We start from the raw sequence: 10,120 nt of genomic DNA on the forward strand, positions 1-10,120 counted from the left end.
GCGCCGTCGCCGGCGCCGCGGTCGCCGCGTGGGGTGCCGGCCTCGGGCTGCGCACCCGCGTGGTGGCCGCGGCCCGCGCCGCGTGGGGGGGGGCGATGGCGCAGACGCTGCTGGCGTATGCGGCCCAGGGCGAACGCGCCCGCATCGCCCGGGAACTGCACGACGTGGTGGCGCACCACATCTCGATGATCGCGGTGCAGGCGGAGACCGCCCGGCTGGCCACGCCGGGCATGCCGCCGGACGGCGTCCGGCGCCTGCTCGCGATCGGGGACACGGCCCGGGCGGCGCTGACCGAGATGCGCCGGCTGCTCGGCGTCCTGCGTGAGGACCCCGGCGAGCCCGGCCGGGCCGCCGCGGACGGCGCGCCGCAGCCCGGCCTGCGCGAACTGGCCGGGCTGCTCGACGAGGCGCGCCGCGTGTCCGGGGCCGGGGCGCGGCTGCTCGTGCGCGGCCCGGTGGTGCCGCTCGATCCGGGCGTGCAGCTCACCGCGTACCGGATCGTCCAGGAGGCGCTCACCAACGTCCGCCGGCATGCCCCCGGCGCCGCCGTCGACGTCGAGCTGGCCTACACCGGCCGCGCCCTGCGGCTGCGCGTCCGGGACAACGGCCCCGGGCCGTCAACCGGCCGGTCCCCGGGCGCCGGGCACGGGCTGCTCGGCATGCGCGAACGGGTGGGCACCCTGCACGGCAAACTGTGGACCGGGCCGGCCCCCGGCGGGGGATTCCTGGTCGACGCGATCCTGCCCCTGCCCGGGCAACTGCAGTCGTCGATGGCCACCGCGGAGGAGATGTGAGCAGCATGATCAGGGTCGTGGTCGCCGACGACCAGGAGGTGGTCCGGGCCGGCTTCGCCGCGCTGCTGAACACCCAGCCCGACATCACCGTCGTCGGCAGCGCGGGCGATGGCGCCGAGGCGGTCCGGGTCTGCCGGGAGCAGCGCCCGGACGTCGTCCTCATGGACGTCCGCATGCCGGTGATGCACGGCATCGAGGCCACCCGGCGCCTCGCCGCCGAGGACGGGCCCCGGATCCTCATCCTCACCACGTTCGACCTGGACGAGCACGTCTACGATGCGCTCGCCGCCGGAGCCAGCGGCTTCCTGCTCAAGGACCTCACCGCCGAGCGGCTTTTCGACGCGGTACGGGTCGTCGCAGCCGGCGACGCGCTGCTCGCGCCGAGCGTGACCCGCAGGCTGATCGGCGAGTTCGCGCGGCTGCGCCCACGGCCGCCGCAACACCCGGCGCCGCTCGACGCGCTCACCGCCCGGGAGGCCGACGTGCTGCGGCTCATCGCCGAGGGCCTGTCCAACCCCGAGATCGCCGAGCGGCTCGTCGTCAGCGATCAGACCGTCAAGACCCACGTCAGCCGGGTGCTCGGCAAGCTCGGCCTGCGCGACCGGACCCAGGCGGTCGTCTTCGCCTACGAGACCGGCCTCGTCGTCCCCAGACGCGCCTGACCCGGGCCCTCACGCCCGGCGGATCGGCATGTGCGTCGGTGCCGGCGGCCCGGCGAGGAACGTCGCGACCAGGCCGGTGCACAGCTGCGGCTTCTCGATCAGCAGCGTGTGCGTGGCGCCCGGCACCACGGCGAGTTCGGCGTCGGGCAGCCCGCGGTAGAGCTCCAGCGTGTGCTCCAGGGAGACGGCGTCGTCGTCGCCGGTGAGCACCAGCGTCCGGCAGTCCACCGCCCGCAGCTCGGCCGTGGTCAGCGCCAGGTCGCCCGCCTCGGCCGAGGCGGCGATCCGCTCGATGACGGAGGCCAGGTGCCCGGGCCCCTCCGGCGACACCTGCGCATGCTGGTCGTAGATGATCTGCGGGATGTCCGCGGGCGAGGCGGGCGGCAGCAGCACGCCGTCCTGGTGGAACGCTCCGCTGATCAGCACCAGCCGGGACACCAGGTCCGGGCGGGCCAGCGCGGTCAGCAGCGCCACCACCGCCCCCGCGCTGTAGCCGACCAGCGCCGCGGGCCCGCCCAGCACCGTCCGCAGGAACTCGACGGTGTCCGCGGCCATCAGCCGCGGACTGAGCGGACCGCCCGGGTCCGCGGTGTGCCCGTGCCCGCGCCGCTCCGGCAGGTACAGCCGGAACGATCCGGCCAGCGCGTCCAGGTTGCCCTCGAAGCAGCGCGAGTCGACGATCGCGCCGTGCAGCAGCACCACGGGCTCGCCCGTGCCACGCTCGTCGTACCACGTGCGCACCCCGTTGACCTCGACGTAGCGCTGCACCGCGACCTCCCCGCCGTCCGCCCGCGCCCGATCATGCCGCACCCGGGCCGTTCCCCGCAGCCACCGTGTGCACCGGGTGCGGATCAGGCGGTACGGCGGCGGATCCAGAAGAAGGCGAAGGCCGACAGCAGGCCGGACAGGACCAGGTACGCCGACAGGGCATCGAGGTGCTCTTCCCCGAGCCGTCCTGAGCCGGGAGCGGCGTCCCGGCCCGCGGTGGGTGCACCGACCGGCCCTCGTTGCGCTTGCGGCGAAGCCCTCTTGGCGCCCGGCCGGACGGCGTCGAGGCTGGGGGCATGAGCGATGTGGAGCGGCGGCTGGCGGACCTCTATGCGGCCTTCAACCGGCGGGACGTCCCGGCGGTGCTGGCCGCCCTCGCGCCCGACGTGCTGTGGCCGAACGGGTGGGAGGGCGGCACGGTCCGGGGGCGGGAGGCGGTCGCCGGGTACTGGCGGCGGCAGTGGGCCGAGATCGATCCGAGCGTGGTGCCCGTCGGGTACGAGCATGAACCCGACGGGCGGGTCGCCGTGGCCGTGCGTCAGGTCGTGCGGGACATGGGCGGGGGTGTGATCGCCGATCAGGTGGTCACGCACGTGTACCGGTTCGACGGCGACGCCGTGGCGGAGATGGAGATCCGTCCGTAGGCCCGCGGCGGTTCATGGCCGCGGGCCGTCGCCCGGCGACTTGAGCACCTCGTTGAGCGCGATGGCGGTGAGCACGCCGATGGTGATCGGCGTCTGCGCGCCGGTGTACAGCCCGGCCGTGACGCCGGCGGTGATGGCGGCGGCGACGACCCCGAGCCGGACAGCGGCGTGCACCAATGTGCGGCGGCGATCGTTTCGTGAGTTCTGCATGCATCGAGACAACGCCGCGACCGGTTGGTGACACCAGGCCACAATGCGTTCACACCACGCTCTCCATCATTCACACTGGGTGGGTGGAGACCGAGGGGAGCGATCTCGAATCGGCGCAGCGCGCCTTCGGAAGGTCCGTCCGGGAGTTCCGCGCGGGATCCGGGCTGTCGCAGGATGCGCTGGCCCGGCAGATCCCGTGCCACCGGACCACGGTGGCGAAGGTCGAGGCCGGCTCCATGAAGCCGACGGCCCGCTTCGCCCGCCGGGCCGACATCGTGCTGCGGGCGGGCGGCAAGATCCTGAGCGACTGGCAGCAGTACGAGGAGCGGCGCACCCGGCTCGACGCGGCCCCCGCCGCCCGTAGCGCCCCCGAGCCGGCCCCGTCCGGGCCGCGCAGCATGCGGGTGGTGCGGGAGCGCACGCTGCTGGCCCGTCGCGAGACGGGCTACGACCTCACCGTCATGCGCGAGATCGAGAACCGCGGCGAGGAGGCGATCAACGCCTTCCCGATCCGCGTGCACGTCGACGCGTACCCCAACGACGCCGCCCGCTCGCGGGAGCATCACCGGCGCCACCCCATCGTCTGGGAGGACCTGGACTTCCACGCCTGGCACGCCTCCAGCCTTGAGGACCTCGAGCTGTGGCTGCAGTCCGGGGAGCGGGGCGAGCGGGGGACCGAGCTCATGCACCGGGCCGACCAGCTGATCACCGACACCGTGGTCGAGGGCTGGATCCTGTTCCGGTCGATCGACTACCGCGAGCCGCTGCCGCTGCTCCCGGGGGACCGGGCCGTCATCGGGCACACCTACACCGTGCCCGATCCGCTGTGGGGGCCGTGGTACCAGCGGCACCTCAAGTACGACACCGGGCGGCTGGAGGTGGAGCTGCGCTTTCCCCGGCGGCTCAACACGCGGGTGTGGGTGCAGCAGCTCACGGCCGGGCGGGCGGACCTGCACCCGGCCGAGCGGGTCACGCCGCGCTTCGAGTCGGCCCCGCCGCACGACTGGGCCGTGTGGTCCTGGTCGTCGACGGACCTGAGCGCGCACGACCGGTACCGCTTCGAATGGCGGTTCGCCGATGCATCCTGACGGCGGGCGGCGGCCCAGCGAGGTGATGGCCGCGCTCGGCATCCTGCAACTCGGCGACCCGAGGCTCACCACGCCCGCCCGCGAGCTGCGGTTCCCGGGCGACGAGCGGGAGGCGGCCCGGGTGCTGCAGCGGCTGTCCGGCGTCGCCGACGCGGTGCTGCGCGCGCACACCTTCAGCGCCGGCGCCATGGGGCTCGCCGCGCCGCAGATCGGCGAGCCCGTCGCCCTGGCGCTGTTCCGGCCGGCGAACGCGCCGCAGATCGTCCTCGTCAACCCCGTCGTGGTCGAGGCCGCGCCCGCCGACCCGGGGGCGTGGGAGGAGGCGACGGAGGGCTGCCTGAGCTTCTTCGACTTCCGATGTCTGCTGCGGCGGCCGAAGCGGATCGTGGTGCGGTACCGAACCCTGATCGGCGAACCGCGGGAGACGGTCTTCGACGAGGGGCGCGTCGCCCGCGACCTGCTGCACGAGATCGACCACCTGGGCGGGGTGCTGTGCCTGGACCACGCCGAGCGCGGGCGCCCTTCGGCGTTCGTGGTCTGAGGTGTCGTACCGCCCTCAGTGCACGGACGCGCCGATGAGCTCCCGCAGCTGTACCGCGTCGATGTCGGCCAGGGCGTCGAAGTGCCGGTCGGCCCCGGGCGCGGCGTGGTGCCCGCGGACCTGGACCACCGCGCAGCCGGCCGCCGCGGCGCTGGCCACGCCGCGCGACGAGTCCTCGACGGCGACGCAGGCCGACGGGGGCAGGTCCAGGTGGCGCATCGCGGCCAGATAGGGCGCCGGATCGGGCTTCGGGGCGAGCCCGTCGTCGCCGCACACCACCACGTCGAAGCAGCCCGCGCCCGCCTCGGCCAGCACATAGGCGACGAGCGTGCGGTACGTCGAGGTGACCAGCCCGACGGCCAGGCCCTCGCGGCGCAGCGCGGCGAGCAGGTCCCTCGCGCCGGGCAGCCAGTTCACGCCCTGGGCGTACTGCTGGCGCACCTGCTCCTCGACCCACGCCACGTCGTTGGCGAGGTCCCGGCCGACCCAGGCGAAGCGCTCGTGCAGGTACCGCATGGCCAGGGTCGAATCGAGCCCGCTGAGGTTCTGCAGGATCTCGTCGGTCATCTCGGCGTACCGCGACCGCAGGAGGCTGCCGTTGGCCGCCGCCCAGACCGGCTCGCTGTCGATCAACGTGCCGTCGAGGTCGAACAGGACCGCCGCCCGATACCCCGCCCGTTGTGACGCCACCAGCGACTCCTCGTTGAGTGCTTGCGAGATGAACCCCGAGATGAACCCTCGGTATGCTAACCGCGTCCGCACCGGTTGGTGATTCACCCTATCCGTCACCATATTCACGACTGGGGTATCGTCCGGGCATGTCCGCGCAGCGCCCGGCCCGCCGGCGGGTCGCCTGGCTGTGGCCGCTGGCGACCGCGGTGGTCATGCTCGCCGCGGCGGCCGCCCTCTACGCCGCCGGACTCTGGGCCCTGGTCGATGGCTACGACGGCCTGGTGACGTTCTTCAACGCCGGCACCGTCATCGCCTGGTGCGCCGCGAGCGTGCTCCTGCTCAGCACGCTGCCGGTCGCGATGCTGGTGCGCGAGGCGACCCGCGAGGTCTGACGCTCAGGCGACCCGGCCGGACGCGGTCCAGGCCGACGCGGTGATCTCGATCGGGCCGTGCCGCGGCAGCAGCGTCGCGCACCGGGCGCGCAGCGCGTCGCGGCGGGCCGCGTCCAGGCCCTTGACGTAGTCCCCGGCCGGGCCGACACCGAGCGTGAACGGCTCCCACCAGTCGTCGAAGCCGGCGAAGGTGGTCCGGACCGTCAGGGAAGTCTCCTCGACGTCGCGCAGGCCGGCCGCGGCGAACAGCTCGGCCAGGTGCCCATGGCGGGCGCCGGCCAGGCCGGACTCGTCGCGGGCCTGCGGGTCCAGCTGGCGGGCCGCCGTCCAGAACGCCGCCAGCGGCCCGCCGCCCCCGGCGTGGTCCCACACGCAGGCCGCGACCACGCCGCCGGGGCGGGTGACCCGGGCCATCTCCCGCAGCCCCGCCACCGGGTCGGCCATGAAGTGCACGACCAGCTGCGCCAGCGCGGCGTCGAACTCGCCGCCGGCGAACGGCAGGTCCTCGGCCGCGGCCCGCCGGATGTCGACCTCCGGCAACCGCGCCCGGGCCGCGGCGACGAACGCCGCGGACGGGTCGGCCGCGGCCACGAGCTCGTGCCCGAGCCGGGCGACGAGCTCGGCCGTCAGGGCGCCGGTGCCGCAGCCGACGTCCAGCGTCCGCCCGCCCTCGGCGAACCCGGCGAACTGCGTCGCCAACGGCTCGGAGTAGCGGCCCATGAAGCGTCCGTAGGCGTCCGCGGCGACCTCGAAGCTCACGCCATCATGGTGGCACGGGTGGGCGTCAGTGCAAGGGAATCACCGAACGGTCGCCGTCGGGGCGGGGGCCGAAGATGCGGCGGTCGGACTCCGCGATGCGCAGGTCGTCGATGCTGGCCTCGCGGCGGCGCATCAGGCCGCGCTCTTCCCCGGCGTGGATGCTTTAGTCTCGGACGCCACAGCCTGTGCCCGACCCGCCGCCTGGAGAGCCTGCCGTGGGCTTCGAACTGCACATCGACCCGTCGTACCGGCGCACCTGCCGGCTGGCCGGCCCCGCCCCGGCCGAGCTGCGCCCCGGCCAGGTGGTGACCATCGAATCCGCCGGCCCGCGGCTGGAGATCCACGTCTCGCCGATGGAGGAACTGACCATCCACGGCGGCCGGCCGGCCACCACCGCGGTGCCGGCCCGGGCCACCGTCCGCCTGTGCGTGGACCCGGAGTACGAGGGCACGTACTGCTTCACCACCGAGCCGACCGGCCGGGACATCGACGTCCACCCGGGCCGGGCGGTCGACATCACCCCGGACCCCGCCGACGCCGACGCCACCCCGCTGATCGTCCGGGTGGGCGCCGACGGTGCCGTGGCCTTCGACGGGCCGGTCGTCACGATGACGTCCGACGACGGCCGGCGCCTGTACCCGTAGGCCGAGCCGCCGGCCGGTCGCTCAGCGCAGCTCCGTGAGCTTCGGGATCGTCACGCCGTGGTTGCCGCAGGCGCCGGCCAGGGTCGCCCATTGCTGCACCAGTTGGCCGGCCGCGACCAAGGCCAGGCCGGCGTTGTCGTCCTTGGCCGAGTCGGCGCCGGAGAACTGGAACAGCAGGTCGAGCACCTCGGTGCCGGCCGTGCGCAGGTCGCCGTACCGCGAGTCGGCGAACTGCTTGCGCAATGCCTGGTAGGCCTTCAGGCCGTCCTGCGACGAGGACGCCGGGGCGCTCGACGGGCGGGACCTGGCCGCGGCCGCGTTGTCGCGGATCTGTTCGCAGGCGGCCACGCCCGGGTCCTTGAAGATGCCCGCGGCCGGGCCGTTGCCGGCCGCGCCCGCGACGACCAGCGCGCCGCCGGTCAGGGTCACGGCCGCGGCGGCCGCGACGCTCACCCAGACGGCGGCGTGGGTGCGCCGCCGCGGCCGGACCAGGATCAGCGACGGCGCAGCGGGCGCCTCGACCGGGGTGGGCCAGGTGGATGGATGGCCGAACTTCTGTGGGTAGGGATCGGTCATACATCCGGAGTCTGGCAGCGGCGGAGGCGGACTTGGCCGGTCGTTCGGTCGCTCCGGCCGGGCCTGCGGACCGAACGGTCCGGCTGTCCGGCTCGCCGCCGGCCGATCACCGGCGCGGGCGTGAGGGGCTCGGGTAAGTTGAACTCCTGAACATCGAGCTTGGTCAAATCGGTACATTTGCGTAGGAGGCGGAATGGCGTCGCCGCAACACCGAAGTTGGCTCAATCGTGGTGGACAGTGGCGGCTGTGCACGCCGGGCCTGCTGCTGCGCGACACCCTCCGCGCCGCGGGGTACACCGTCTACGAACTCGGTAACGATGCCCACCTCGATCACCAGCCGCCCGAGGACCACACGCCCTTCAGCGCCACCGGCTGGCCCGGCACCAGTCCGTACGGCGTGGTGATGGCGATCGACATCATGCCCCCGCCGCCCGGGCGCGGGCTGCCCTCGCTGCAGTGGCTCGGCGCCCAGCTGCACTCGGACAAGGCGGCCGGGCGGTTCCCGCCGATCAAGTACATGAACTGGGGCCCTGTCGACGACAACCACGCCGTGCACTGCGCCTGGCAGCCCGGCCACACGCAGACCGGCACCACCGACACGGGTCACATCCACATCAGCTTCCGCACCGACATGGTCGACTGGTCGGGCTCGTACAACCCGTTGAAGACCGACACCGCAACGGAGGATGACCACGTGCTGTTCCTGGCCACCAACGCCGAAGGCAACATCTTCTACCTGTGCGACGGCATGATCAGCCGTCGGGTGAACACCGACCAGATCGCCCAGCTGCGCGTCCTGCGCGACGCCAAGCTGATCAACGTCGCCCAGAACGGCGGCCGCTCCTCGCTGGAGTTCCCGTTCCGCAACTGGTCCGAGGCGTTCGGCCAGCTCATCGCCACCGCCACCGACCTCGCCGCGCTCGCGTCCAAGGTGGACGGACTGGCCCAGGCGGGCGCGGACGGGCCGGTGCAGCCGCAGGTGCCGGCACCGCAGGCGTAGGCTCCGGCGCCGGGCTACCCGCGGCCGCTCATCGGTTGATGATGAAGTCCACGGGCGCGCTGAGCTTGGTGCCGATGCGGGCGACGACCTGGTACTTGCCGGGCGGGGCCGGGTTCGCGGCCGGGGCGCAGTTGTGCGGGGTGGCGCGGTAGCTGCTCCAGGCGTGGCGGTACATCACCGCGTCCCCGGCGGCGAAGGAGCGGACGTCGCTGGTCTTGCCGCCGCCGCATTCGTCCGAGGAGTACAGCAGCTCGCCGTCGCGCAGCACGCGGATCTCCTGGGCGCCCGCGCCCAGGTCGCGTGAGCACCAGTCGGTGGCCTTCGAGGCGATGGCGATGCTGAACGTGAACGTGCCGCCCACCAGGCCCGGGGACGGGCTGGCCGCGACCGTGACCGTGATCTGGTCGTCGGTGCAGGGTGCCACGTTGGCCGGGGCGGGGCTGCGCGGTGTCGCGGACGGTCCCGTCTGGTCCGGCGTGAACGACGGGGACGTGAACTCGCCCGGGGTGGGGGTCGCCTCCGTGGGGGCGGCCCGCGTCGTGGCGGGCGTCGACGAGGTCATCGTCGCCGACTGGCTGCTCGCCGACGTCGGTGAGGAGGGTGAGCCGCCCCGCACGGCCAGCCAGACGAGCACGGCGGCCACGACGACGACGGCGAGCACGATGGCGCGACGTCGCCAGTACACGGAGGATGGGAGCGGTCCGACGGTCAGGCGCGGCGCCGGTCGTTGCATTCGGGCAGTTTGCCAGAACCGGCGCGCCGCTTCAGCCCCGGCACCTGGTGTCGTACCGCTACCAGGCGTAAAGCACCATAACGAACCGCTCGGGGACCGTCCCGCCACGCAACGTGAGCGGCGCCCGGCACGAGGGCAACCTTGCCAGCCACGAGCAGCACCGGCGCGTCCACGGCCGGGCGGTACGTCCGGGTCCGCCGGCCGGCAGGCAGATCAGCGGGCGTCCGGAACCGGTCCGGTGGCAGGCCGGGCGGGTGCCGTCGGGGGCGGCGAAGACCTCCGCCCGGCGACGCGATGGGCGGCGGCGAGCACCTCGGCGACCGTGACCGACAGCAGCGCCGGGTGCGGCTCGTCGCCGGGTGCGTCGCCGGGCTCGGCGGCCTGGCCGTGCCAGAGGGCCACGTGCTGCGGCCGTCGGCGCGGCGGCCCCCGGCGCTGCGGCGACGCGGGGCCGAAGAGCACCACGGACGGGGTGGCGTAGGCGGTGGCCAGGTGCGCGACGCCGGTGTCGCCGCTGACCACGAGCCGGGCGTGGCCGGCCAGCGCCGCCGGCAGGGCCCGGCCCCCGGGGGCACCGCGTCGGGAGCCCCCCCGCCGGCCGGCCAGTCCCGCCCCACAGCAGGCCAGCGGGGGCGCT

15 protein-coding genes are annotated in these 10,120 nt (G+C 74.2%); 8 read left to right on the top strand and 7 right to left on the bottom strand.

What is annotated here, in order from left to right; translation table 11 throughout:
* Together AB0M46_RS50050 and AB0M46_RS50055 are read left to right on the top strand one after the other, a co-directional pair.
* Positions 1-794, top strand: a 794-nt coding sequence (locus AB0M46_RS50050; RefSeq protein ID WP_363348597.1) for a sensor histidine kinase, incomplete at its 5' end; no start/stop codon positions are given.
* Between the two features lie 5 nt (positions 795-799).
* Positions 800-1,456 (top strand): response regulator transcription factor, encoded by a 657-nt coding sequence (locus tag AB0M46_RS50055; RefSeq protein WP_363348599.1) that lies wholly within the window; start codon positions 800-802, stop codon positions 1,454-1,456.
* 9 nt (positions 1,457-1,465) lie between these two features.
* On the opposite strand, the gene AB0M46_RS50060 is transcribed toward AB0M46_RS50055, so the two are convergent.
* Complete coding sequence (locus tag AB0M46_RS50060; RefSeq protein ID WP_363348602.1) at positions 1,466-2,266, bottom strand: alpha/beta hydrolase; 801 nt, start codon at positions 2,264-2,266, stop codon at positions 1,466-1,468.
* 254 nt (positions 2,267-2,520) lie between these two features.
* Here AB0M46_RS50060 and AB0M46_RS50065 point away from each other — a divergent pair, with 254 nt between their 5' ends.
* The gene (locus AB0M46_RS50065; RefSeq protein WP_363348604.1) at positions 2,521-2,868 is read left to right on the top strand and encodes a nuclear transport factor 2 family protein; all 348 of its coding nucleotides are present in this window, start codon (positions 2,521-2,523) and stop codon (positions 2,866-2,868) included.
* A 12-nt stretch (positions 2,869-2,880) separates the two neighbouring features.
* Here AB0M46_RS50065 and AB0M46_RS50070 read toward each other — a convergent pair whose 3' ends face one another.
* Entirely contained in the window at positions 2,881-3,078 is a 198-nt protein-coding gene (locus AB0M46_RS50070) for a hypothetical protein (protein ID WP_363348606.1), read from the bottom strand.
* An 83-nt stretch (positions 3,079-3,161) separates the two neighbouring features.
* On the opposite strand from AB0M46_RS50070, the gene AB0M46_RS50075 reads away from it, so the two are divergent.
* Together AB0M46_RS50075 and AB0M46_RS50080 are read left to right on the top strand one after the other, a co-directional pair.
* A complete protein-coding gene (locus AB0M46_RS50075) occupies positions 3,162-4,166 on the top strand; it encodes a helix-turn-helix transcriptional regulator (RefSeq protein WP_363348608.1) in 1,005 nt (334 codons plus the stop codon).
* Positions 4,156-4,707 carry a peptide deformylase gene (locus tag AB0M46_RS50080; RefSeq protein WP_363348610.1) on the top strand — a complete coding sequence of 184 codons (552 nt, stop codon included), beginning with the start codon at positions 4,156-4,158 and terminating at the stop codon, positions 4,705-4,707. Before AB0M46_RS50075 ends, AB0M46_RS50080 begins: the two co-directional genes overlap by 11 nt.
* A gap of 15 nt (positions 4,708-4,722) precedes the next feature.
* Here AB0M46_RS50080 and AB0M46_RS50085 read toward each other — a convergent pair whose 3' ends face one another.
* A complete protein-coding gene (locus tag AB0M46_RS50085; protein WP_363348612.1) occupies positions 4,723-5,397 on the bottom strand; it encodes an HAD family phosphatase in 675 nt (224 codons plus the stop codon).
* Positions 5,398-5,525: 128 nt separating this feature from the next.
* Here AB0M46_RS50085 and AB0M46_RS50090 point away from each other — a divergent pair, with 128 nt between their 5' ends.
* The gene (locus tag AB0M46_RS50090; protein WP_363348614.1) at positions 5,526-5,771 is read left to right on the top strand and encodes a hypothetical protein; all 246 of its coding nucleotides are present in this window, start codon (positions 5,526-5,528) and stop codon (positions 5,769-5,771) included.
* Between the two features lie 3 nt (positions 5,772-5,774).
* On the opposite strand, the gene AB0M46_RS50095 is transcribed toward AB0M46_RS50090, so the two are convergent.
* On the bottom strand, positions 5,775-6,530 hold the full coding sequence (locus AB0M46_RS50095) for a class I SAM-dependent methyltransferase (protein ID WP_363348616.1): 756 nt from the start codon (positions 6,528-6,530) through the stop codon (positions 5,775-5,777).
* Positions 6,531-6,745: 215 nt separating this feature from the next.
* Here AB0M46_RS50095 and AB0M46_RS50100 point away from each other — a divergent pair, with 215 nt between their 5' ends.
* Positions 6,746-7,174, top strand: a complete 429-nt coding sequence (locus AB0M46_RS50100; RefSeq protein ID WP_363348618.1) for a hypothetical protein — start codon at positions 6,746-6,748, stop codon at positions 7,172-7,174.
* 21 nt (positions 7,175-7,195) lie between these two features.
* Here the strand turns inward: AB0M46_RS50100 and AB0M46_RS50105 are convergent, their stop codons facing one another.
* Positions 7,196-7,750: a hypothetical protein gene (locus tag AB0M46_RS50105; RefSeq protein ID WP_363348620.1), complete on the bottom strand. Its 555-nt coding sequence runs from the start codon at positions 7,748-7,750 to the stop codon at positions 7,196-7,198.
* Between the two features lie 193 nt (positions 7,751-7,943).
* Between AB0M46_RS50105 and AB0M46_RS50110 the strand changes: the two genes are divergently transcribed.
* Positions 7,944-8,750 carry a hypothetical protein gene (locus AB0M46_RS50110; RefSeq protein WP_363348622.1) on the top strand — a complete coding sequence of 269 codons (807 nt, stop codon included), beginning with the start codon at positions 7,944-7,946 and terminating at the stop codon, positions 8,748-8,750.
* Positions 8,751-8,778: 28 nt separating this feature from the next.
* Here the strand turns inward: AB0M46_RS50110 and AB0M46_RS50115 are convergent, their stop codons facing one another.
* On the bottom strand, positions 8,779-9,483 hold the full coding sequence (locus AB0M46_RS50115; RefSeq protein WP_363348624.1) for a hypothetical protein: 705 nt from the start codon (positions 9,481-9,483) through the stop codon (positions 8,779-8,781).
* A gap of 213 nt (positions 9,484-9,696) precedes the next feature.
* Positions 9,697-10,120, bottom strand: a 424-nt coding sequence (locus AB0M46_RS50120; protein WP_363348626.1) for a glycosyltransferase family 9 protein, incomplete at its 5' end; no start/stop codon positions are given.

The sequence above is a fragment of the Dactylosporangium sp. NPDC051485 genome (assembly GCF_040682015.1).
Lineage (GTDB): Bacteria > Actinomycetota > Actinomycetes > Mycobacteriales > Micromonosporaceae > Dactylosporangium.

Coding starts and splice junctions, on each gene's coding strand:
- AB0M46_RS50055 (WP_363348599.1), top strand. CDS start 800: ATGATCAGGGTCGTGGTCGCCGACGACCAGGAGGTGGTCCGGGCCGGC.
- AB0M46_RS50065 (WP_363348604.1), top strand. CDS start 2,521: ATGAGCGATGTGGAGCGGCGGCTGGCGGACCTCTATGCGGCCTTCAAC.
- AB0M46_RS50070 (WP_363348606.1), bottom strand. CDS start 3,078: ATGCAGAACTCACGAAACGATCGCCGCCGCACATTGGTGCACGCCGCT.
- AB0M46_RS50080 (WP_363348610.1), top strand. CDS start 4,156: ATGCATCCTGACGGCGGGCGGCGGCCCAGCGAGGTGATGGCCGCGCTC.
- AB0M46_RS50090 (WP_363348614.1), top strand. CDS start 5,526: ATGTCCGCGCAGCGCCCGGCCCGCCGGCGGGTCGCCTGGCTGTGGCCG.
- AB0M46_RS50105 (WP_363348620.1), bottom strand. CDS start 7,750: ATGACCGATCCCTACCCACAGAAGTTCGGCCATCCATCCACCTGGCCC.
- AB0M46_RS50110 (WP_363348622.1), top strand. CDS start 7,944: ATGGCGTCGCCGCAACACCGAAGTTGGCTCAATCGTGGTGGACAGTGG.
- AB0M46_RS50115 (WP_363348624.1), bottom strand. CDS start 9,483: ATGCAACGACCGGCGCCGCGCCTGACCGTCGGACCGCTCCCATCCTCC.